This is a genomic window from Acinetobacter sp. YH12086 (assembly GCF_013419345.1).
Taxonomy (GTDB): domain Bacteria; phylum Pseudomonadota; class Gammaproteobacteria; order Pseudomonadales; family Moraxellaceae; genus Acinetobacter; species Acinetobacter amyesii.
Map to the genome: position 1 here is coordinate 114,975 of NZ_VPAF01000005.1, position 21,526 is coordinate 136,500.

The 21,526-nt window shown below is 41.6% G+C and carries 25 protein-coding genes; 8 read left to right on the forward strand and 17 right to left on the reverse strand.

Features of this window, described 5'->3' with window-relative positions; all coding sequences use genetic code 11:
• The first annotated feature begins 13 nt into the window (after positions 1-13).
• Complete coding sequence (locus FTU29_RS07875; protein WP_078190044.1) at positions 14-829, forward strand: arginyltransferase; 816 nt, start codon at positions 14-16, stop codon at positions 827-829.
• An 85-nt stretch (positions 830-914) separates the two neighbouring features.
• Here the strand turns inward: FTU29_RS07875 and rimI are convergent, their stop codons facing one another.
• From rimI to FTU29_RS07910, 7 genes are all read right to left on the reverse strand, one after another.
• Entirely contained in the window at positions 915-1,373 is a 459-nt protein-coding gene (rimI, locus tag FTU29_RS07880; protein WP_180121238.1) for a ribosomal protein S18-alanine N-acetyltransferase, read from the reverse strand.
• Between the two features lie 117 nt (positions 1,374-1,490).
• Positions 1,491-2,372, reverse strand: a complete 882-nt coding sequence (locus tag FTU29_RS07885; RefSeq protein ID WP_180121240.1) for a metal-dependent hydrolase — start codon at positions 2,370-2,372, stop codon at positions 1,491-1,493.
• Positions 2,373-2,588: 216 nt separating this feature from the next.
• Positions 2,589-3,779: an elongation factor Tu gene (gene tuf / locus FTU29_RS07890; RefSeq protein ID WP_180077405.1), complete on the reverse strand. Its 1,191-nt coding sequence runs from the start codon at positions 3,777-3,779 to the stop codon at positions 2,589-2,591.
• Between the two features lie 93 nt (positions 3,780-3,872).
• Positions 3,873-6,008 (reverse strand): elongation factor G, encoded by a 2,136-nt coding sequence (fusA, locus tag FTU29_RS07895; RefSeq protein WP_180121242.1) that lies wholly within the window; start codon positions 6,006-6,008, stop codon positions 3,873-3,875.
• A 130-nt stretch (positions 6,009-6,138) separates the two neighbouring features.
• Complete coding sequence (gene rpsG / locus FTU29_RS07900; RefSeq protein ID WP_005011815.1) at positions 6,139-6,609, reverse strand: 30S ribosomal protein S7; 471 nt, start codon at positions 6,607-6,609, stop codon at positions 6,139-6,141.
• Between the two features lie 178 nt (positions 6,610-6,787).
• Positions 6,788-7,162 carry a 30S ribosomal protein S12 gene (gene rpsL, locus FTU29_RS07905; RefSeq protein ID WP_000246374.1) on the reverse strand — a complete coding sequence of 125 codons (375 nt, stop codon included), beginning with the start codon at positions 7,160-7,162 and terminating at the stop codon, positions 6,788-6,790.
• Between the two features lie 155 nt (positions 7,163-7,317).
• The gene (locus tag FTU29_RS07910) at positions 7,318-8,778 is read right to left on the reverse strand and encodes an EcsC family protein (RefSeq protein ID WP_180121244.1); all 1,461 of its coding nucleotides are present in this window, start codon (positions 8,776-8,778) and stop codon (positions 7,318-7,320) included.
• Positions 8,779-9,051: 273 nt separating this feature from the next.
• Between FTU29_RS07910 and FTU29_RS07915 the strand changes: the two genes are divergently transcribed.
• Together FTU29_RS07915 and hemJ are read left to right on the forward strand one after the other, a co-directional pair.
• Positions 9,052-10,281, forward strand: a complete 1,230-nt coding sequence (locus FTU29_RS07915; RefSeq protein WP_111885033.1) for a beta-ketoacyl synthase N-terminal-like domain-containing protein — start codon at positions 9,052-9,054, stop codon at positions 10,279-10,281.
• Positions 10,282-10,349: 68 nt separating this feature from the next.
• Positions 10,350-10,802 carry a protoporphyrinogen oxidase HemJ gene (gene hemJ, locus FTU29_RS07920; RefSeq protein WP_180022661.1) on the forward strand — a complete coding sequence of 151 codons (453 nt, stop codon included), beginning with the start codon at positions 10,350-10,352 and terminating at the stop codon, positions 10,800-10,802.
• A 69-nt stretch (positions 10,803-10,871) separates the two neighbouring features.
• Here hemJ and FTU29_RS07925 read toward each other — a convergent pair whose 3' ends face one another.
• The 9 genes from FTU29_RS07925 to FTU29_RS07965 form a co-directional block, all read right to left on the reverse strand.
• Positions 10,872-11,396 (reverse strand): hypothetical protein, encoded by a 525-nt coding sequence (locus tag FTU29_RS07925; RefSeq protein ID WP_180121246.1) that lies wholly within the window; start codon positions 11,394-11,396, stop codon positions 10,872-10,874.
• Positions 11,397-11,599: 203 nt separating this feature from the next.
• On the reverse strand, positions 11,600-11,782 hold the full coding sequence (locus FTU29_RS07930) for a hypothetical protein (protein ID WP_180121248.1): 183 nt from the start codon (positions 11,780-11,782) through the stop codon (positions 11,600-11,602).
• A 96-nt stretch (positions 11,783-11,878) separates the two neighbouring features.
• Positions 11,879-12,085 carry a hypothetical protein gene (locus tag FTU29_RS07935; protein ID WP_180121250.1) on the reverse strand — a complete coding sequence of 69 codons (207 nt, stop codon included), beginning with the start codon at positions 12,083-12,085 and terminating at the stop codon, positions 11,879-11,881.
• Between the two features lie 155 nt (positions 12,086-12,240).
• Positions 12,241-12,714: a peptidoglycan-binding protein LysM gene (gene lysM / locus FTU29_RS07940; RefSeq protein WP_078190053.1), complete on the reverse strand. Its 474-nt coding sequence runs from the start codon at positions 12,712-12,714 to the stop codon at positions 12,241-12,243.
• Positions 12,715-12,905: 191 nt separating this feature from the next.
• Positions 12,906-13,142 (reverse strand): acyl carrier protein, encoded by a 237-nt coding sequence (gene acpP, locus FTU29_RS07945; RefSeq protein ID WP_078190054.1) that lies wholly within the window; start codon positions 13,140-13,142, stop codon positions 12,906-12,908.
• A gap of 85 nt (positions 13,143-13,227) precedes the next feature.
• Entirely contained in the window at positions 13,228-13,962 is a 735-nt protein-coding gene (gene fabG / locus FTU29_RS07950; protein ID WP_078190055.1) for a 3-oxoacyl-ACP reductase FabG, read from the reverse strand.
• Positions 13,959-14,939, reverse strand: coding sequence for an ACP S-malonyltransferase (gene fabD, locus FTU29_RS07955; RefSeq protein WP_180121252.1), 981 nt, complete (start codon positions 14,937-14,939; stop codon positions 13,959-13,961). The genes fabG and fabD overlap by 4 nt, the downstream gene beginning before the upstream one ends.
• A gap of 205 nt (positions 14,940-15,144) precedes the next feature.
• Positions 15,145-15,327, reverse strand: coding sequence for a 50S ribosomal protein L32 (gene rpmF, locus FTU29_RS07960; RefSeq protein WP_004279227.1), 183 nt, complete (start codon positions 15,325-15,327; stop codon positions 15,145-15,147).
• A 77-nt stretch (positions 15,328-15,404) separates the two neighbouring features.
• Complete coding sequence (locus FTU29_RS07965; protein WP_078194223.1) at positions 15,405-15,962, reverse strand: DUF177 domain-containing protein; 558 nt, start codon at positions 15,960-15,962, stop codon at positions 15,405-15,407.
• A 97-nt stretch (positions 15,963-16,059) separates the two neighbouring features.
• Here FTU29_RS07965 and FTU29_RS07970 point away from each other — a divergent pair, with 97 nt between their 5' ends.
• Both FTU29_RS07970 and FTU29_RS07975 read left to right on the forward strand, forming a co-directional pair.
• Positions 16,060-16,722: an elongation factor P hydroxylase gene (locus FTU29_RS07970; protein ID WP_180121254.1), complete on the forward strand. Its 663-nt coding sequence runs from the start codon at positions 16,060-16,062 to the stop codon at positions 16,720-16,722.
• An 89-nt stretch (positions 16,723-16,811) separates the two neighbouring features.
• Complete coding sequence (locus FTU29_RS07975) at positions 16,812-17,429, forward strand: L-threonylcarbamoyladenylate synthase (protein WP_078190059.1); 618 nt, start codon at positions 16,812-16,814, stop codon at positions 17,427-17,429.
• A gap of 444 nt (positions 17,430-17,873) precedes the next feature.
• Here FTU29_RS07975 and FTU29_RS07980 read toward each other — a convergent pair whose 3' ends face one another.
• Positions 17,874-18,593: a GNAT family N-acetyltransferase gene (locus tag FTU29_RS07980; RefSeq protein WP_180121256.1), complete on the reverse strand. Its 720-nt coding sequence runs from the start codon at positions 18,591-18,593 to the stop codon at positions 17,874-17,876.
• 339 nt (positions 18,594-18,932) lie between these two features.
• On the opposite strand from FTU29_RS07980, the gene FTU29_RS07985 reads away from it, so the two are divergent.
• Genes FTU29_RS07985 through rluB form a run of 3 tightly spaced genes read left to right on the forward strand, consistent with a single transcriptional unit; the run spans position 18,933 to position 21,480 of the window.
• Positions 18,933-19,727, forward strand: coding sequence for a ScpA family protein (locus tag FTU29_RS07985; RefSeq protein WP_078190062.1), 795 nt, complete (start codon positions 18,933-18,935; stop codon positions 19,725-19,727).
• On the forward strand, positions 19,724-20,320 hold the full coding sequence (gene scpB, locus FTU29_RS07990; RefSeq protein WP_078190063.1) for an SMC-Scp complex subunit ScpB: 597 nt from the start codon (positions 19,724-19,726) through the stop codon (positions 20,318-20,320). The genes FTU29_RS07985 and scpB overlap by 4 nt, the downstream gene beginning before the upstream one ends.
• Before the next feature lie 41 nt (positions 20,321-20,361).
• The gene (gene rluB, locus FTU29_RS07995; RefSeq protein WP_180011977.1) at positions 20,362-21,480 is read left to right on the forward strand and encodes a 23S rRNA pseudouridine(2605) synthase RluB; all 1,119 of its coding nucleotides are present in this window, start codon (positions 20,362-20,364) and stop codon (positions 21,478-21,480) included.
• The last annotated feature ends 46 nt before the right edge of the window (positions 21,481-21,526 follow it).

The following is a 21,526-nucleotide window of genomic DNA, read 5'->3' on the forward strand; positions in this document are numbered from 1 at the left end:
GAGGGATATTACGATGAATTCCTATCAACCAAAGTCCCTGTTGAACGAATTACAGTACTACATCACGCCTCCGCATGATTGTAGCTACTTAGAAAATAAATCTGCTCGGATGGTCTTTTTGGACCCGGTCCATCGTATTGATGTGGTCACATTATCTGAACTTTCCCGCATGGGTTTTCGTCGTAGTGGTGATTTTGTCTATCGCCCTGAATGTCATCTTTGTCGCCAATGTTTGTCCTCTCGCGTTCCTGTTCATGAATTTCAAATGAACAGCGTGCAAAAAAAAGCGTGGAAACGGAATCAAGATTTAACGGTGAAAATTAGCCGCCCTCAAGATGCCGATGCAAAGCATTATGCGCTGTACGAACGCTACATTAATGAGCGGCATGCTGATGGTGATATGTACCCACCTAGCCAAGATCAATTTGAAAAATTTTTAATTAATAGCTGCACTGACAGTTTCTTTTTAGAGCTGTGGTTAGATGAGCAACTGATCAGTGTATCTACCTGTGATCCACTTGATGATGGTATTTCAGCGGTATATACCTTTTTTGATCCTGATGAAAGCCGTCGCTCACTAGGTACTTTTGCCATTCTGAAACAAATTGAGCATGCACAAAAGCTTGGACTGCAATATGTCTACTTGGGCTATTGGGTGCCCGATTCGCAAAAAATGAATTATAAATCTCAGTACATTCCACTGGAACTTCTGCTTGATGGACAATGGCGTCGACTCAACCGACCACTGACCCAAGAAGAAATTAGCCAACTGGGGGATTCCCTGATGACCACCTTACCTTCCGGCTGGAACAATCCTATTATTAAATAAACGGGATCAAACAAAAGATATTCAATAAAATAGCATCCGTTTATTCACGAATGCTTTCTTTAAATTTGATCACTCTTCACCGCTTTTATTTAAATAAAGCTGCAAAATCATCACCACAAGTCTTCACCATAATAATGGCGTGCTCATGAGTTCCATCGGCATTTGGATAATAATTCTTTCGCAAATCGATTTGATGAAAATCCGCTTTTTCATATAAACGGATCGCTGGTTGATTACCTTCTCGCACTTCTAAGAAGATTTGAATGGGGTTATTTTTGAGTAAGGCAATAGAATCATCGAGTAATTGAAAACCTAATCCTTTGCCTTGCTGGCTCGGATCGATCGCCATTAACAATAAATTTGCTTCATCTAAAACGGGTTGTAAAATGCAAAAACCTACAACTTTTCCTTGTCGCTCAATCACCGTACTTTGATAGGCAGCAATCGATTCTTGAAATTGTTTTATGGTCCAAGGATGGCTTTGTACGCGGCGCTCGATATCGTAAACCTGCTGGACATCAGCGTCTTGCATCAAACGAATCATCTTCGTTTATCTTTCTATAGCTAGGGTATGCGCATTATAAAAAGTTTGTCTATAAAGTTGAATAAAAAAAAGAGCGATTTACATCGCCCTTCTGAAAAAGTCACCACAGCGCTGTGATTAGAGCCCCAAATATGCTTTCCACGTTTTTAACAAACCAGAAGTATCTAAATCATTCGGGTGAAAACCTGGTTTAAAATACATCAGCATTTCTTTACCCATACCAGTGATGATGCCTTTTGAAGGGCTATAACCATAGGTATAAATATCTTTTAATGCTTCAAAATTAAGCTTGTTATCTTCTTTTAATAAACGAGCGACAAAATAACTTTGTACGAAGAATAAAGTCACCATTGCGCCAATCAATGAACCTGTACGGAGTGCGTAGGCCTTTATTCCCTGACCAAAGACACCTTCAAATACATCATAAGCTACGGCTTTATGCTCATTTTCTTCAATCGCATGCCATAACCACATATTTTTCATGGTTTCATCAGTCATTAAGGCTTGAATATGTGGGTTTACCAATAACTGTGAAGCAATCGTTGCAGTGAAATGCTCAAGTGCCGTAGTTGCAGTAAGATCCACCATTTCTTGAGTAATACCAACAGGTTTACCAATACGTGCAAAGACTTTACGTACACCTTGGATAACACGACCCGTTGCCTTATCAAGTGTTTCGACATCATGACCGTATTTTTGTGCAGAAGCATTAAAACCCTCATGCTCTTGCGTATGCATTGCTTCTTGACCAATGAAAGCACTAATTTCTTTTTGTAGGGCTTCATTATTTGCGATCGATGGGTGTTTACGTACTGCACGCACACTATCAATAAAGAACATTTCACCCGCGGGAAATAAAGCAGACAATGCGGTCATAAAATGTGTCAAACCTGCTGAGCCATTCATCCAGTACTCTGGTACCGCATCAAAATCAAAATTCATGCGACGTACAGGGAAACTTGCACCTGCTCGATTAGTAATCTTTACTTTAGCGTTCATGCCTAACTCCTTTTTGAGTTATGAAATACTCAAACTTTTATTGGTTTTCTTGAGTTCATATTACGGTTTTATTGACACGTAATTATTTCAGTTAAGGACAGTGAATTATCACTAAAGGACAGCTTTAAAAAATATTGTCAGACAATTTCCCTATCACATTGAATAAGCATAAAAAAAAGCGCCTCAAAGAGGCGCTTTTTTACACACATTTAGTGATTATGCAGTTACTTTAGAAACTACACCCGCACCAACTGTACGACCACCTTCACGGATCGCAAAGCGTAAGCCAGCGTCCATTGCGATTGGGTGGATTAATTCTACTGACATTTCTACGTTGTCACCAGGCATAACCATTTCAACGCCTTCTTTAAGCGAGATCGCACCAGTTACGTCAGTTGTACGGAAGTAGAACTGTGGACGGTAACCGTTAAGGAATGGAGTATGACGGCCACCTTCGTCTTTAGAAAGTACGTATACTTCTGCGTCGAATTTAGTATGCGGTTTGATTGTACCTGGTTTAGCAAGTACTTGACCACGTTGAACGTCTTCACGTTTAGTACCACGTAGAAGAACACCACAGTTCTCGCCCGCACGACCTTCGTCAAGAAGTTTACGGAACATTTCTACGCCAGTTACAGTTGTTTTAACTGTATCTTTAATACCAACGATTTCAACTTCTTCGCCTACTTTCACGATACCAGTTTCAACACGGCCAGTTACTACTGTACCACGACCTGAAATTGAGAATACGTCTTCGATTGGCATAAGGAATGCTTGGTCGATAGCACGTTCTGGTTCTGGGATGTAAGAGTCAAGAGCTTCAACAAGAGCAACTACAGCATCTTCGCCGTATTGACCAGCTTCACCATTAAGCGCTGCAAGAGCAGAACCACGGATTACTGGAGTGTCATCGCCTGGGAAGTCATAAGTAGAAAGAAGTTCACGAACTTCCATTTCTACTAGTTCAATTAGCTCTTCATCATCAACGATGTCACATTTGTTCAAGAACACAACGATGTAAGGTACACCTACCTGACGAGAAAGCAGGATGTGTTCACGAGTTTGTGGCATAGGACCATCAGTCGCTGAACAAACCAGGATCGCACCGTCCATCTGAGCCGCACCAGTGATCATGTTTTTAACATAGTCGGCGTGACCTGGGCAGTCTACGTGAGCGTAGTGACGGATTGGAGAATCGTATTCTACGTGTGAAGTATTAATTGTAATACCACGTGCTTTTTCTTCTGGTGCAGAGTCGATTGCAGCGTAATCTTTCGCTTCACCACCGAATTTTTTTGCACATACAGTTGCAATTGCAGCTGTTAAAGTAGTTTTACCGTGGTCGACGTGACCAATTGTACCCACGTTAACGTGTGGCTTATTACGTTCGAACTTAGCCTTAGCCATGAGATCTTCCTTTTTAAACTACTCATGCAGGGATACTGCATGAGCATTTGGTTTTTAACTATGAATTAGTTTGGGCTTATAGTAATCGAAAGATTACTCGTCGTCACCTTTTTTACCGCCAGATTGGAACTTAGCGATGATGCCTTCAGCCACGTTACGTGGTGTTTCAGCGTATTTAGCGAATTCCATAGAATAAGTCGCACGACCTTGAGACATAGAACGCATATGAGTTGCGTAACCAAACATCTCAGAAAGTGGAACTTCTGCACGGATAGCTTTAGTACCACCAGGTAAATCGTCCATACCTTGAACAAGACCACGACGACGGTTTAAGTCACCCATGATATCGCCCATGTAGTCTTCTGGAGTTTCTACTTCAACTTTCATGATAGGCTCAAGAAGAACAGGATCTGCTTTCATGAAACCGTCACGGAATGCGTAAGAACCAGCCATTTTGAACGATAATTCGTCAGAGTCGACGTCATGGTAAGAACCATCGAACAATGTCGCTTTGATGCCAACAACTGGATAACCAGCTAGGACACCATTCTTCATACGTTCTTGGATACCTTTGTCAACCGCACCGAAGAATTCTTTAGGTACTACACCACCAACAACTTCTTCAGCGAACTCGTAGTCTTTGCCAGCATCTTCAGCAAGTGGTTCTAAACGTACGTATACGTGACCAAACTTACCTTTACCACCAGTTTGACGTACGAACTTACCTTCTTGTTCAACTGACTTTTTAATAGTTTCACGATACGCAACCATTGGTTTACCAATGTTCGCTTCAACGTTGAATTCACGCTTCATACGGTCAACAATAATGTCAAGGTGAAGCTCACCCATACCAGCAATAATTGTTTGACCAGATTCTTCGTCAGTACGTACGCGGAATGAAGGGTCTTCTTTCGCCAAACGACCTAAAGCAACTGACATTTTTTCTTGGTCTGCTTTAGTTTTAGGCTCAACCGCAAGCGCAATTACTGGCTCTGGGAATTCCATACGCTCTAGTGTAATTACATTGTTTTCATCACATAATGTATCACCAGTCGTAGTATCTTTAAGACCTACACATGCTGCGATATCACCCGCACGAATTTCTTCAATATCGTGACGGTCATTTGCGTGCATCTGTACGATACGGCCAACACGTTCGCGCTTCATTTTAACTGGGTTATAGCAAGGGCTACCTGCTTTAAGCACACCAGAGTAAACACGTACGAATGTTAAGTTACCTACAAATTTGTCGTTCATGATTTTGAACGCAAGCGCAGAGAACGGAGCATCATCAGACGCTTCACGAGAACCTTCAGTTTCGTCTTTGTCGTCAAGGATACCTTTAATCGCCTCGACATCAGTCGGCGCAGGTAAGAATTCAATTACAGCATCCAACATACGTTGAACACCTTTGTTTTTGAACGCTGAACCACAAAGCATTGGTTGAATTTCATTCAACAATGTACGTGCACGTAAACCTGAAACGATTTCTTCTTTAGTTAACTCACCTTCTTCAAGGTACTTGTCCATGAGTTCTTCTGATGCTTCCGCAGCAGCTTCAACCATGTTAGTACGCCATTCGTTAGCTAGTTCAACTAATTCAGCAGGGATTTCGCCATATTCAAACTTCATACCTTGAGACGCTTCGTCCCAGATAATCGCTTTCATTTCGATTAGGTCAACAACACCCTGGAAGTTTTCTTCTGCACCGATTGGAACAACGATTGGCACTGGATTACCACCAAGACGTGTTTTAACTTGTTCAACAGCACGGAAGAAGTTCGCACCAGTACGGTCCATTTTGTTCACGAATGCAATACGTGGAACTTTATATTTATTTGCTTGACGCCATACAGTTTCAGACTGAGGTTGTACACCACCTACAGCACAGTAAACCATGCATGCACCGTCAAGAACACGCATAGAACGTTCAACTTCAATAGTGAAGTCTACGTGTCCTGGGGTGTCAATTACGTTAATACGGTGCTGTTCGAATTGGTTACCCATCCCTTTCCAGAAGCATGTTACTGCCGCTGAGGTAATAGTAATACCACGTTCTTGCTCTTGTTCCATCCAGTCTGTAGTTGCAGAACCTTCGTGAGTTTCACCAAGTTTGTGACTCTCACCTGTGTAGAACAAAATACGTTCTGAAGTGGTAGTTTTACCAGCATCAATGTGCGCAGAGATACCAATGTTACGATAACGAGAAATTGGGGTTTGACGAGCCATGATTTCTAGCATTCCTAAATTTTGTTGTTTAAAACAGGACGCTTTAAGCTGCATAGCAACTTAAAGCGATTCGATGACAAAACAGGACAACTGATTTGTCACCCTCCTGAATAGGGGCTGTTTTATCCGCTTAGAAACGGTAATGAGAGAAGGCTTTGTTGGCTTCAGCCATACGATGCACATCTTCACGTTTTTTGATCGCTGCGCCTTTACCTTCAGCTGCATCAAGCAACTCACCAGCAAGACGTAAAGCCATAGTTTTTTCAGAACGCTTAGCAGCAGCATCTACTAACCAACGCATAGCCAAGGCAGTACGACGGGATGGGCGTACTTCCATAGGCACTTGGTATGTAGCACCACCAACACGGCGTGCTTTTACTTCGACCATAGGACGAACTTTTTCAAGAGTAGTCTCGAAAAATTCAACTGGGTCTACTTTAGATTTTTCTTGAACGCGGTCTAAAGCACCGTAAACGATACTTTCAGCAATAGATTTTTTACCATCTTGCATTACGTGGTTCATGAATTTAGCGATTGTTTGGCTGCTGAACTTAGGATCCGGAAGGATTTCACGGGCAGCAACTACGCGACGTCTTGGCATTTTAATACACCTAATAAATATGACACTTCAGGTTACTCCAGCAGGTGCACAAAGTGTCATGTGCTTTCGCTGGCCTTACTATACGTCGCTTGGAATTTTCACAAAAAATGCAGAAATCAGACAAGCGAGACGATAAAGGATTGCAGTTCTAAGGAACTAAGAAGTTAATCTTTTCAGATTATTTCTTAGGACGTTTAGCACCGTATTTAGAACGAGACTGGTTACGATCTTTAACACCAGCACAGTCTAAAGAACCACGAACGGTATGGTAACGTACACCCGGTAAATCTTTAACACGACCACCACGGATAAGAACAACACTATGCTCTTGTAGGTTATGGCCTTCACCACCGATGTAGCTAGAAACTTCGAAACCTGAAGTTAAGCGAACACGGCAAACTTTACGCATTGCTGAGTTAGGTTTTTTAGGTGTAGTTGTGTAAACACGTGTACAAACACCACGACGTTGTGGACAAGCCTTCAACGCAGGAACTTTAGATTTTTCAACTAAAGTTGTACGACCCTTACGGATCAACTGATTTGTTGTTGCCATTTGGCAATTCTCCCGTTAATAAAAAGCCCCAAAAAATACTACTTTTTGAGGGCATGCAATTGTAAGCGAAGACTTAAAATTGGTCAACAATATACGATCATCGAAAACATTTATTCATCATGATTTGCGCAATTTTTCACCCACAAATAAATAGTTTATTTTTCAGAAGAATCTGCTAATTTTTTTGTAACTTTATCTACGGCTGCTGTTTTGGCTTTACGCGGCTTAGTTTTAGGTGCAGCTTTTTCCACTGGGACATCCTCCTGCTGTACAGATTCCAACACATCAAACTCATCTTTTTCAGCTAAAGCAGTTTTTTGCGCAGCCCCGGGTGCATGAGGCTCAACAACTTTCTCCGCAAGTGCCTCCAAACCTTCTGAGACTTTTTGTTCCTGCTCTACTTCCACTTCGGCTGCATCAGAGTTTTTAACTTGTGCTTTTTTAGTGACTTTTACTGCGCGGATACTCTCATGACCTGTAACATCTATGGTCTGATCTAGTACTGGCTCAGCCAAATCAATATCTTTCGCCTTAATACCTTCTAGTAATTTAGGTGTTGCTTGAGCAAGCAACTCAAGAGAACGCTCATAGGCATGTAAAGGTGACAAGCTAATATCCTGATGCTGCAAAATATATTGGCGCGCATTAGAAAAGACTTGCTGTGCCTTCTGATTCACTTCATCTACTAAACGGCGACTATACACCACACTTACACCAACACTCGCCACAGGAGATAATCGTGATAGCTGATTTAACAATGAAACTTTTGGCATTTGATTGAGCCATGCCCACTTAAACTGACCATTTTCATCTAGTACATATTTTTTCAATGCTGCTGCATCAGTATCTGAACCCACCAATTGCTGCAACTGATGCAAATCACTATTTTGTAGCGTACTACTCAGAGCTTTTATTGCCATAAGCAAAGTTTGTTTTTCTGCAATTAAACTCAAGTCGACCTGTTTAAAAATAAACTGAACAATATCTTGGTCACTTTCTTTGCTTAAGTCGAAACCATAAGAACGTCCAACTTGATAAATCACTCGCAGAGTCATAATCAGTGAAGCAGGGATATCAATACTTGAACCAATGACACCTGTCGCACCTGTTAAAGCCCCTTGAATCGAAGCAATCCATTTATTTTGCTCACCCAGAGCCTGACTAATACGACGCGAACGATCGACATCTTGTGTCAACTCTTCTAAATCACGTACCCCAGCTTCATCCAGTACAGCATCTACAGATGAAATATCCGAACTAAAATGATTAAGTCGATCAAATAAATAATCAGAAATTTTGTCACTAAATTGAGGAGCAACAAAATTAGCCACATTATTTACAGTATTAAAATGTCGACCGAATAATTGTCTAGAAACATTTGGAACGTGTTCACGTAAGATTTGCTGAGGATTATCATATTTTTTTACATCAAATACGCCCGCTTGCCTTGACTGACCCTCCAAGGTTTGACCATTTTTTTGAGGTTGAATGACCTTAGTTACGGATTCGGGTGCGACATGATTAATGATGGACACCCCAGTAGAACTGAGCTTTTTAGCCACTCCAAAGGCGTTTGAGAGTAGACCTGCCGTTGGTTTATTATTCGTTTTCACCATTCCCTACCTCATTAAAACTATTCTTGAAATTATTGATAAATACTAGGTGTAGCCAAACTTTATCACAACTTGAATATGTATCTTTAAGTTAAGTTTTTTGCTGCAAAGTTGCAAACTAGCTCAGTCAACAATAGGCATAGGATTTGCCATAAGAATTCAAAAAGCTTTCTGCTATCATTATTCCAATCAAATTATATGAGTTCGCCTATTTAGAAAGTTTCCTTCGTATACTTTCTATAGCTTGCTCACACACTACCTATAAAGGATCTGTAGATGAAACGTGTTGTAATCACTGGTATGGGCATCAACTCATGCATTGGTAATACATTAGAAGATGTCACTCATTCTTTGCAAAACGGGATTTCTGGAACACGTTTCAACCCAAGTTATGCTGAACTTAATTTTAAAAGTCATGTCAGTGCGGCTGCAGAACAAAACTTTGACGGTATTGACCGCCGTTTAAAACGCTTTATGGGCGTATGCGCAATGTATGCATACAACTCAGCTTTGGCTGCGGTAGAAAATGCAGGCTTAACAGCAGAACAAATCGGTGGTAATCCACGTTACGGTATTGCGGGTGGGTCAGGTGGTGGTTCAACTGCATCTGTTGTTGAAATGAAAGAACTTCTAGACACCAAAGGTGCACGTAAAGTTGGTCCATTCTTTGTACCACGTAATATGACCAACACCATTACTGCAAACGTGGGTGTTGCATTTAAAATGCAAGGTATTGCACACACCATTACTAGCGCATGTGCAACATCTGCAGATGCCATTGGTTATGCATACAATTTGATTCAATTAGGCAAACAAGACTTAATGCTTGCTGGTGGTGGTGAAGAAGACCATTGGTCACAAAGTCTTTTATTTGATGCAATGGGTGCACTTTGTTCAAAATACAATGACACTCCAGAGACTGCTTCACGCCCTTACTCTGCTGACCGTGACGGTTTCGTGATCGCTGGCGGCGGTGGCTTCGTTGTACTAGAGTCACTTGAACATGCTCAAGCACGTGGTGCAAACATTTTGGCTGAAGTTGTCGGCTATGCAGCAAATTCTGACGGCGCTGACATGGTTGCGCCATCGGGCGAAGGTGCGACGCGTTGTATCCTTATGGCTTTAGAAGAAGCTAAACAACATGGTGTAGATACCATCGACTATGTTAATACACATGGTACATCTACTCCGGCAGGCGATGTCACTGAACTTAAAGCGATGGAGCGTGCTTTCGGTGAAGGGCAAGTTCCTCCGCTCAGCTCAACCAAGTCGATGACAGGTCACAGCCTGGGCGCTGCAGGCGTACAAGAAGCGATTTATTCTATTTTGATGATGCAAAATGACTTTATTGCACCGAACATCAACGTGACTGAACTTGACGAAGGCGCAAAACCTTTTGATATCGTACTTGAAAAACGTGATGCAAAATTGAATACTGTGATGAGTAACAGTTTTGGTTTTGGCGGTGTAAACGCTTGCCTCGTTTTCAAAAAATGGGAAGCTTAATATAAAGTTTGCTGCTTTGGCGCTTTGCTGCCAAAGCACACACCCACCGCCCTTTTAAGGGTTAATATATGGATGCTCCATCAGATGCTTTCCTCTGGGTAAAAGCATTGCATATCATCGCAGTTGTTTGCTGGTTCGCAGCGCTATTCTATCTCCCTCGCCTTTATGTCTACCACGCTATGAGTGATGATGCTACGAGTCATCAGCGCTTTCAAATCATGGAACGTAAGCTATACCGCGGCATTATGTGGCCCGCTATGATTGCTACATTGATCACTGCGCACTTCCTCGTCGATTGGGGTGATGCAACACGACACTACCATGAAGCGCTTTGGTTCTATTTAAAAGTTGGATTGGTTGGACTATTGGTGATTTATCATTTTGTTTGTGGTTATTACCGTAAAAAGCTTATCGAAAATGCACATTATAAGTCGCATAAATTCTGGCGTTATTTTAATGAAATGCCCACTTTGATTTTATTTGCGGTTGTCATTTTAGTTGTAGTGAAGCCAAGCTTCTAAACGACTGTAAAAAAGCCCCTACTCATTGGGGCTTTTTTATTTCTATATCAAAATGTTTATATACAAAAACTACAACTGCACACAGCTATCTAAAATATTCCAATTGTGTGCTCTAAATTGCTCACGCGGATACGGTACTTCAGCACACAACATCCCCTCTTTCTTAAAGAAACGTCGGCCGTAGCTATTTTGATTCAACTGCATTAAATCAGTCGCACCCTGATTCAACAAATTAAAAATCATAATTCGATCATTCAAAATGTGCCCCGCAAGTACATAGCGCTCCCAAGCCCCCCCCTCTATATTGGACAAAGTATTGCCCAAATAGTTTTTGATATGCCAAGATGAATACTGTCCCTGTTTTTGACCAGCCTGCATCCTAAACGAATCATAAGAAAGTTCAGATAGCTGTGCCGCCTCTTCATATTGCTTAAACAATTGATTTGCAGTTTGATTTGGCAAATACAACCAATACATCAAGGAGGTATTCCAGCCCGATGATTGCTGCACCTGCTTCAACACCGCATATACGCCATAGGCTTCCAATTGTGCTGCTGAGCGCAAACTCAACTGACTGGCACTTAAAGGCTCCAAATAAACTACTTGTCCAGTCTTTAACTGCTCATTACGTATAATTCAAACATAACGTGCCAGCCAGCTTTGAATCAACATCCTTTCAACCAATGAGATCGGGCGCTCAAGCATCTGCTGCAATCTTTGATATTCAGCCATATATGCATCCAGCTTATCCTCTTTATTTAACGCAATATTGATCTGATAAAGGATCGCCAACTGATTTAAATACTTAAGTCTGGATATGTGGAATTGCTCGGCATACTTAAACTGCGGTATTGGTCTGCATGCTGCAACCATGTGTTAAAGCGCTGCAACGGCACCTTTTCTTGCTGTATCAACGCACCAAGCACTAGACGATGCTCAACAACAAATGCGCTAGCCGCCTTAGGATCATCGACCAGCAATTACTGAAACTCCGCAACTAAATTCATCTGTTCTTCTGACCACTTTTCACGTATTAGCTTCGCATTCAATGGCTGGCCCAAAACATTCTGATGCTCTTACCCAAACAAACTAAATGACCAATCTTGATGATAACGATAGCGCCCAATATTCAATGCCGAAAACCGATCTGCAGCATTCAGCCCAAGCAAGTTAAAATACGGCTCTTGTGTGTAATTTGAAAGATAAGAAATTTCAGACTGCTGCCACTTGAGCACCCGAGGATCAATACGCTCACCCCACCGCAGCCAAAGACAAAAATACACAACAACTGCTAGCAGCAGCAAGATAATAAAGATGATTTTTTTGTTTCATTGCTTTCTTATTTTGAGTTATTTCAGCCGCATTATATTCAACCTCACCATTCACGCATACAAAAAAAGCCATCGAAAGATGGCTTTTTCACTTTAAACACAAATATTTATGCAGGAATACGCAGCACTTGCCCTGGGAAAATGTCATCGGCATTTTTTAACAAAGGACGGTTCGCTTCAAAAATTTTATTGTATTGATTTGCATCACCATAAAATTCTTTAGAGATTTTAGACAAATTATCCCCTGATTTAACAGTGTAGAATTTACTTTCAGGCTCAGGACTCGTCACTGTTAACTGATCATCCACTTGCGCTACATGATCAATATTTCCTACTGCTAAGATAATCTTTTCACGATCTGCTTGGCTTTGTACCTGACCTTTCACTGTTGCTAGATCTGAAGTCCCGTTATAACTCACAGACAAGCCTGTTACAGGTAAGCCCAGTGCTTTGATATGACCCAATAACTTATTGGCAATTTCTTGTGCAGATGGTTCAGAAGGTGTTGCTGGCGCTGCCTGAGGTTCTGCAGGCGCTGTATTTTTTTTACCAATACCTTTTACAAAATCAAAAAGACCCATGTTTTTCTCCGTTGTTTTTACTGTTTTAAATCATTTAACTATTGTTCAAACTCTATTTTTATAGCTAAAAAATAACCGCTTTTGAGTTGTTGTTGGTGACAGAAACGTAAGCTAATGTAAAAACAAAATATTCGGCATAAAAAAAGCCACCGAATGGTGGCTTTTTAAATCAGCATCGCTGAAATCTAAAATTAACCTAGTTTCTTAGAAACGTAGTCAATTGCAGATTGTACAGTAGTGATTTCGTTTGAATCTTCATCAGGAATAGTGATGTCGAAATCGTTTTCGAAAGACATAACTAATTCAACTAGGTCTAGAGAGTCTGCACCTAAGTCATCCATGAAAGAAGCTTCGTTTTTGATCTCGTCTGCTTTAAGACCAAGTTGTTCAGCTACTGCTTGTTTTACGCGTTGTTCGATATCGCTCACAGGAATTCTCCTCATTGCTTGTGGCGTTTTTAATGCCGTTAGTTTAATTGAATCTAAATCGTTTTGAAAGTTTATACTTGAGCGCTTAGCTCATGTATAAACCACCATTTACATGTAATACAGTTCCGGTAATGTAACTTGCCTTTTCAGAAGCAAGAAAACTTACGGCATTTGCGATATCTTGCGGCTCACCTAAACGGTTTAAGGCCACTTGATCACTCATCTTTTTACGAATTTCTTCGCTTAACTGTTCTGTCATTTCTGTTGCAATAAAGCCCGGAGCCACTGCATTTACAGTGATTTGGCGGCTTCCCATCTCTTTTGCAAGGCTGCGACCAAAGGCCTCAATCCCTGCTTTTGCAGCAGAATAGTTTGCTTGTCCTGGGTTAGCAAAATGTGCAACCACAGAACTAATATTAATAATTCGGCCAAAACGTGCTTTGGTCATGCCCTTTAAAACACGTTTAGAAAGTCGATAAACGGCTTTCAAATGAATGTTGAGAATGTCATCCCAATCATCTTCTGACATACGAAGTAACAAATTATCTTTGGTAATACCAGCATTGTTCACTAAAACCAATACTGAACCAAAGTTTTGCTCAATGTCTGATACCAATGCATCAATTGCAGTTGCATCACGTACATCTAGAACTTTACCCGCACCATTTTCAGCAAAAGCAGCAGATAATTTTTCCGCACCCGCTTCTGAAGTTGCAGTACCTACAACAAAATAACCGTCTTGAATCAATTGCTGAGCAATTGCTGCTCCAATCCCTCGGCTCGCACCTGTTACTAAAGCAACTTTGCGTTCTTGTGTCATGCAATTTTCCCTTCTGCCACTAAAATGGCATTCAGTGCATCTTCCATACGACCTTTCGTGTCGAGTGGGAATGCTTTTTCAATATTTGGCAAACGTTTTGCGAGATTCGCAAGGACATTACCCGGACCACATTCAGCAATGTACTGAATACCTTGGTCTTGCAAATACTGCATGGTCTTTGTCCACTGTACAGATTGGTATAACTGTGCAGTTAACGCCTGACGTAATTGCGCTACATCAGTCGCGATTTCAGCGCCTACATTTTGTATTACAGGTATAGTAGGCAGCTCAATGGCAGTTTGTTCCAATGCTGTCGCAAACTGTTCAGCAGCAGGTTTCATCAATGCACAATGCGATGGCACAGAAACCGGAAGTGCAATTGCCTTACCGCCATTATCTTTAGCAGCAGCCATAACCGCTTCAACCATGGCTTTATCACCCGCAATGACAACTTGACCTTGTGCATTGTAGTTTGCAGCATCTACTGAACCTGGGCCTTCTGCTTGAGCACAAAGTTCAATGACTTTGGCATCATCTAGACCCAAAATTGCCGCCATTGCACCTTGACCTTCAGGTACAGCACTTTGCATTAACTGACCACGTAGGTTCACCAGTTTAACGGCATCACCTAGGCTCATCGCACCTGCAGCAACCAAGGCGCTGTATTCACCTAATGAGTGACCTGCAAGGTATTTCGGTGCAACACCACCTAACTCTAACCACACACGCCATAAAGCAATACTGGCAGTCAGGAGTACAGGTTGAGTAAATTCTGTTTGGTTTAACCCTTCACCACTTTGAGCAATTTGCCAAAGATCAAAGCCAGCCGCTTCTGATGCTTCTGCAAATGTTGCTTGCACACTACTAAACTGTTCTGCAAGTTCAGCGAGCATGCCGACTTTCTGTGACCCTTGACCCGGGAACACGAATGCAGTTTTAGTAGCTTGAGCTGCTTGGTCGAGTTGTTTAGCAGACATAAAAAAATCCTTTATCAAGACTGGTGAATTTATGCTATTTGGACATTTATTCAACACAATCCCATGTAAGCTTGTTTCAGGGACGGAAATTTAACACTTAATTTTTGTCTTGGTAATTGCCAAATGCAACAAAAAATCGGTACAAAAAAAGGGAGCTTAACGCTCCCATTTTTTCTACTAAGCTTGACGCTTAATACATCACCAATTATTCAGCAGATGCTTTAGCGAATAATTGACGACCACGGTAGATACCATCTTTAGATACGTGGTGACGACGGTGAGTCTCGCCAGTAGCTTGGTCTACAGTTAATGCATTCTCGGTTAAAGCGTCATGTGAACGGCGCATGTCACGGCGAGAGCGACTTTTACGGTTTTGCTGAACGGCCATGATGGCTCCTTACAAAGATCGAAAAAATGGATCAGAACAAATTCGATTGTCTTATACTCAAGAGTATAACACAAAAATTAGTTAAGTTTACCCTTCAAACCTGCCAAAACATCAAACGGGTTGTCCCGTTTTTCTTCAACAAGCTCTTCAGCGGCAGGTTGATGCTTATGTTCACAAGCGTCATGCTTAGGTGACAAAGGCATCAACAATAACAATTCATCCTCTATCAGTGAGAGTAAATCAGCAGTCGCAGGCGCATCATATGAACCTTTGGTTGTTGCTTCACTTTCACCTAAAACGATGAAATCAGCATCCTCATCCAAGCGCTCTATCAGTGACTCGTCATCTACAAGAGCTAGATGAAAACTTGAAACAAGTGGGATCTCAACAGTATCCAGACAACGCTGGCATTCCATTGGAACATTTGTTTCAACATGACCATCTAGCCATACAATGCGATGATAAGCATCCATTGATAGCTTACAGTCTATGTTAATCAATTGATCATCAATTGATCCAACAGCTTCACGAGCAATACGAACAAAGCGAGATAATGGCAGTGTTCCTGACCATTTAAAGCCCTGTTCAGCCCATTTAAACGGCTCAATCTGTGCCGGAAAGGTATTTGCTGACATAATTAAGGCGGCAATTCTACAAATTCATCAGTACTCTGTCAAAGATTAAGATACAATTTTGTACTTATTTAGACAGACCATTTGGGTAACTTAAGTTATGCATCTGTTGCAGCCGCAAACAGAAGTGAATGTTTCATCACTTATGAGCACAATTTCAACGCTTGATTCTGACATTTCAACCGACCAAGTGCAACTCTCGGCTTGGGAGAAACTTTCCACAGAAACAGAACAAGTCGAATGGCTCATCTTACACTTTAATCATTGGTTTTCCCACCTGAATGTGAGCTTAGTGAAAGGGGACTTTGAGCCAGAGTACTTTCCTGCCGATTCAAACGGCCCTGCCCGTATTCAATTTGCTCATGGTTATTTCAATAGTGCCTTGCATGAAATTAGCCATTGGACTATTGCTGGCGAGCAACGCCGTTTACTTCCCGATTTAGGCTATTGGTATGCACCAGATGGTCGCAGCAAAGAGCAACAAGCCCTCTTTGAACAGGTAGAAATTAAGCCCCAAGCGATCGAATGGTTATTTGCCAAAGCCTTTGGACGTAAGTTTCGTGTATCACTCGATAACCTCACTGGTGAAGGAGGAGATGGCAGCAGCTTTAAAGATAATGTCTATGCACAATTACAGGCTTATTTTAAGGGCGAAGCCAAACTTCCACGCGATGCTTGGCGCTTTATCCAATGCATTTGTCACTGTACACGTGCTGGCAAAATGTTACAGGCGAATGAATTTCAACGTGAAATGCTTGATTAAATTATACAATTTGACTGCATTTCGCATTGCACAAAGCAAATAGACCGCGACATAATGTCTAGAGCTTTTAATAATAAGAGGAAAACGACATGTTGCATTTAAGAATACATCCGGAAAATCCTCAGCCCCGTTTAATTACGCAGGCCGTTGAACGGATTCGTGCCGGCGATGTGGTGGTTTATCCTACGGATGCCGCCTATGCCATCGGTTGCCAGATTGGGAACAAAAATGCCATGGAACGCATTGCCCAAATTCGTCAGCTCGATGCTAAACATCAATATGCGATTATTTGTGCAGATTTATCTGACATTGCCACTTATGCCAAAGTCGACAATGCCATGTATCGTTTATTGAAAAATAACACCCCTGCTGTCACTACCTTTATTTTGCCTGCGACCAGTGAAGTTCCTCGCCGTTTAATGCATCCTAAAAAGAAAACCATTGGACTACGCATTCCGAGCAACCCGATTTGCCAATTATTACTCAAAGAATTGGGTGAGCCTTTATTAACATCGACCTTAATTTTACCAGGTCAAAAAGAACCGATTGATGATCCTTACGAAATTGAACTGCAAATCGGCAAACGCATAGATGTATTAATTGATGGCGGTTTAGGTACTTTAAATACCACTAGCGTTGTAAACCTTGCAGGTGAATACCCTGAAGTGATTCGCCGCGGTGTCGGTGATGTCAGTGCCTTTGAATAGCATGTACTGTAAAATGTATGCTGTTACCTATCAGAGGCACAGCATGTAAAGGTCATTTGCTCAAAACGCGGTTAAAGCACCTTTCGATAAAGGAATCGACCTGATGACTTTATTTCAGATTTTACTCAAACTCCAAAATGCGACAGACCTCAGTGTCTCCGAGCATAGCAGTCTCAATCATTTTGCTATATATGCCACTGAGCCTTGGACTTTAGAATCCACGGCTCAACTAAGGGCAATAGATAAGAATTTAATTTCACCAATAGCGACAACACAGCCGCAAATTTTTCATTATTTTCTACATACATCAACTGTGAAATCGCTGTTTAAACGACGATCCAGTCAAAATCTCTGCTCGCAAGCACAGTGCCAACACATTATCGAATTTGCACTTGAACAAAGGGTCTTACCAACAGGCTCAAAACCTTCATAGTGTGCTTTTCCTCAAGCGCTATAAAGCTGCATAAATTCTTTTAAATGAATTTTTTGTTGTCCCTGCTCATCAAAATTATTTGTATTGAGCCAAGCTGCATATGCTTGAGACAACATTAGCCAATCCTGATCCAACATCGCAAACCAAGCAGTATCACGATTACGACCTTTCACTATCACATGTTGACGAAACAACCCTTCAAATTGAAAGCCAAAACGTAAGGCAGCATTTTTCGAAGGCGTGTTCAAGTCATCACACTTCCACTCCACCCGTCGATATCCCGCTGCAAAGCATGCTTTTAACAATAGATAAATGGTTTCAGTTGCGGCTGTTGATTGCTTCATTAAACTTGAAAAATAGACATTACCAATTTCGATGACGGCATGTGCTGGGCGTACATTGAGCAAACCAACCCATCCTACAATGGCATCACCAACTTCAATGACATAATGCATGGAACCCGCAAAATGAAAGGAATGCTGAAAATAATCAAGCAATTGCTGCATGCTTAGAATTTGAGAATAAGGCAAATACGTCCAACAGCGTTCATCAGGTTCTAGTTGTACTGTCTGCCATAGCCGCTGTAAAAGACTATCATCAAGCTGATCGGGCAACATCGGAATAAGTCGAACAGATTGCCCCTCTTCGGTTTTACATCTGAACTGGCAAGGTACAAACTGCGCCAACGTCATCCCTACGGCCTGACCCCATTGATTATATTGTTGTGGCATAGCAAATATTCTTTTAGTCAATTCAATCAAATCATTTCATGCTGGACGCCCATCATCCAGATATCACAGCTTAAATGAGTTCACGGTTTGATGAGTGTATTTTTTATAATTAACACAAGATGTGATCGATATCACAGCTTTAAAATTTTACATGTGTATAAATAAAGCCTATTCCCTATAAATTTTAAGTTTTTTACCCAATTCAACCGTTCAGTAATTTCTTTAAACGCATTTTTCCATTACACTATTCCCTATAACTTTTGTGCTTTTACTTTCGATGTGAGATCGAAGCGAAAGCTGTCTGCATGCCTTTGAAAATTCGCGTGGCCTATAATTGCAATGAACCAAACTGTCCATAATTCTATGGAAGATGCTCCACACATTCGCGTTTTGGATGAGTGGCAAGAAGCTATTCCAGAAGATTTGTACATTCCACCCGCTGCATTTGAAATTCTATTAGAGCATTTCGAAGGACCACTCGACTTTCTGATTTACCTGATTCAAAAAAATGGCTTCGACTTATTACAAGTCGATATTGCCCCGATTGCATCCCAATATTTGTCTTATATGGATGCAATGAAATCGCTAGATATTGAATTAACCGCAGACTATATGGTGATGGCAGCCCTATTGGCCGATTTAAAATCGCGTCTATTATTGCCAAAACCTAAATCGACCGCGGCACATGAACAAGATCCTAAACAAGAATTGATTGACCGTTTAGAAACGTATTTGCGCATCAAACAAGCTGCGGAAAGATTAGGTCAAATGTCAGTGTTGGATCGAGATACTTTCGATACCAATGTCAGTTTAGGAACGATTGTCGAAACCAATGACGGTTATGACATTCAATTACTCCGTGATGCCATACTCTGTGTCTTTAATCGACCAGAACCGGTTACCCACCAAATTTTACAAGAGCCTGTTTTACTCGAAGAACGTATTGCTTATATTGAAACTAAGCTTGAGTCAGGTGAAGTATTAGATTTTGCGGACTTACTCAAACCAAGCCAAGGCCGCATGGGTGTTGTCGTGACATTTATGGCCGTGTTGGAACTGACACGCCAACAAAAAGTCCAAATTGTCGCATCAGGTGTAGAAGCACCGCTTGCAATTCAAGGAGCACGTGCATGAACACTGAACTTAAACAAATGACTGCGGTGTCTTCAGAAGATAATCTGCATGAAATTTTGATGCAGCTTGAAGCCATTATTTTTGCCAGTGAAGCGGCAGTGAGTATTGCCCGTTTAAAAGAGGCTTTCCAAGACCGTTTCAGTAAAACCGAATTACGCCAATATTTGCAGCAACTTTCAATGCTGCAACACGGCAGATCAATTGAACTTGTTGAAACCGCTCAAGGTTTCCGTTTTCAAGTACGTGCAAAATATCGTAATATTATTGCACAGACCTGGCCTGAACGACCAACTCGTTTATCGCCATCCTTGCTCGAAACTCTTTCTGTTATTGCTTACCATCAACCGGTAACCCGCGCAGATATTGAGCAAATCCGTGGGGTGACCAACAATAGTCAAATTTTACGTACGTTATTTGACTGGAACTGGATTAAAGAATCTGGTTTTCGTGAACTCCCAGGACGACCCGCGTTGTTAGTTACAACGCCTCAATTTTTAAATGCTTTTGGTCTAACCTCTTTGGGCCAATTGCCTCCCCTGCAGGATGCCAAGGAAGCTTTTATGGCCCTCGATGCGAATGCACCGAAGTCATAAATAGGTGAACTGTTGATGATAATTTCTAAGGTTATGCTGTCATGAGTGAAAAATTGCAAAAGGTGCTCGCACGCGTTGGTTTGGGTTCTCGCCGTTATATGGAAGAAGTCATTGCCGCTGGTCGTGTGAGCGTAAATGGGCAAGTTGCCCAAGTGGGTGAACGTATTGAACCGGGTGATGAGCTTCGCATCGATGGTCGTAAAGTTCAGTTCCAAATTGAAGACGAAATTCGTCGCCGTGTGTTGATTTACTATAAACCAGAAGGCGAAATTTGTTCACGCAATGACCCTGAAAACCGTCCAACGGTATTTGAACAATTACCTCAAATTACCGGCGATCGTTGGGTAATGGTAGGTCGTCTAGATATCAACTCTACAGGTCTATTGCTGTTCACGAATGACGGTGAGTTGGCGAACCGTTTAATGCACCCGTCTAGCGAAATCGAACGTGAATATGCCGTTCGTGTCATGGGTGAAGTCACCCCTCAGTTAAAAAACAACATGTTACAAGGCGTTGTTTTAGATGATGGTCCAGCAAAATTTGAGTCATTCTCTGAAATTGGTGGTGACGGTATTAACCGTTGGTATCAAGTGGTTGTAAAAGAAGGTCGTAACCGCGAAGTTCGTCGTATTTTCGAATCTCAAGGTTTAAAAGTGAGTCGTCTTTTACGTACACGTTATGGTTCAGTAATTCTGCCACGCGAACTGCGTACTGGTCGTTGGATCGAGCTAGATAAACAAGATATTGACAACTTAACCAAGTCGGTTGAACTTAAACCACGTCAAGGTACTGGCCTGTTTGGTATGGCGAAACGTCGTACTGAACGTATGCAAGACAAACCAATGGCAGCACGTCGTGGTGGTTACTTACGCCAACAACGTCGTGACAGTGACGAAAACCAGCCACAACAAAGCAATGGTTATCAAGACAACCGTGGCGAACGTCGTACTGGTCGTACTGAAGGAGGTTTCCAAGGCAATGGATTTAACCGTTCAGAGCGTCGTAACGAAGGTTTCAACAATAACCGTAATGATCGCAACAGTGAAAACTTCGGTAACCGTGAACGTCGTAACGACAATTTTGGCAATCGTGAGCGTCGTAATGACTCTGTGCCAAGTCGTGCATTTAGCGGAAACAACAAAGGCTTTAAGAAATTTTAATTTCTTAAGTATAAAAAAACCGCTCATTTGAGCGGTTTTTTTATAC

Bases quoted from the DNA above. Each gene is read 5' to 3' on its own strand.
- FTU29_RS07875 (WP_078190044.1), top strand. From the start codon at position 14: ATGAATTCCTATCAACCAAAGTCCCTGTTGAACGAATTACAGTACTAC.
- rimI (WP_180121238.1), bottom strand. From the start codon at position 1,373: ATGATTCGTTTGATGCAAGACGCTGATGTCCAGCAGGTTTACGATATC.
- FTU29_RS07885 (WP_180121240.1), bottom strand. From the start codon at position 2,372: ATGAACGCTAAAGTAAAGATTACTAATCGAGCAGGTGCAAGTTTCCCT.
- tuf (WP_180077405.1), bottom strand. From the start codon at position 3,779: ATGGCTAAGGCTAAGTTCGAACGTAATAAGCCACACGTTAACGTGGGT.
- fusA (WP_180121242.1), bottom strand. From the start codon at position 6,008: ATGGCTCGTCAAACCCCAATTTCTCGTTATCGTAACATTGGTATCTCT.
- rpsG (WP_005011815.1), bottom strand. From the start codon at position 6,609: ATGCCAAGACGTCGCGTAGTTGCTGCCCGTGAAATCCTTCCGGATCCT.
- rpsL (WP_000246374.1), bottom strand. From the start codon at position 7,162: ATGGCAACAACAAATCAGTTGATCCGTAAGGGTCGTACAACTTTAGTT.
- FTU29_RS07910 (WP_180121244.1), bottom strand. From the start codon at position 8,778: ATGGTGAAAACGAATAATAAACCAACGGCAGGTCTACTCTCAAACGCC.
- FTU29_RS07915 (WP_111885033.1), top strand. From the start codon at position 9,052: ATGAAACGTGTTGTAATCACTGGTATGGGCATCAACTCATGCATTGGT.
- hemJ (WP_180022661.1), top strand. From the start codon at position 10,350: ATGGATGCTCCATCAGATGCTTTCCTCTGGGTAAAAGCATTGCATATC.
- lysM (WP_078190053.1), bottom strand. From the start codon at position 12,714: ATGGGTCTTTTTGATTTTGTAAAAGGTATTGGTAAAAAAAATACAGCG.
- fabG (WP_078190055.1), bottom strand. From the start codon at position 13,962: ATGACACAAGAACGCAAAGTTGCTTTAGTAACAGGTGCGAGCCGAGGG.
- fabD (WP_180121252.1), bottom strand. From the start codon at position 14,939: ATGTCTGCTAAACAACTCGACCAAGCAGCTCAAGCTACTAAAACTGCA.
- rpmF (WP_004279227.1), bottom strand. From the start codon at position 15,327: ATGGCCGTTCAGCAAAACCGTAAAAGTCGCTCTCGCCGTGACATGCGC.
- FTU29_RS07965 (WP_078194223.1), bottom strand. From the start codon at position 15,962: ATGTCAGCAAATACCTTTCCGGCACAGATTGAGCCGTTTAAATGGGCT.
- FTU29_RS07970 (WP_180121254.1), top strand. From the start codon at position 16,060: ATGCATCTGTTGCAGCCGCAAACAGAAGTGAATGTTTCATCACTTATG.
- FTU29_RS07975 (WP_078190059.1), top strand. From the start codon at position 16,812: ATGTTGCATTTAAGAATACATCCGGAAAATCCTCAGCCCCGTTTAATT.
- FTU29_RS07980 (WP_180121256.1), bottom strand. From the start codon at position 18,593: ATGCCACAACAATATAATCAATGGGGTCAGGCCGTAGGGATGACGTTG.
- FTU29_RS07985 (WP_078190062.1), top strand. From the start codon at position 18,933: ATGAACCAAACTGTCCATAATTCTATGGAAGATGCTCCACACATTCGC.
- scpB (WP_078190063.1), top strand. From the start codon at position 19,724: ATGAACACTGAACTTAAACAAATGACTGCGGTGTCTTCAGAAGATAAT.
- rluB (WP_180011977.1), top strand. From the start codon at position 20,362: ATGAGTGAAAAATTGCAAAAGGTGCTCGCACGCGTTGGTTTGGGTTCT.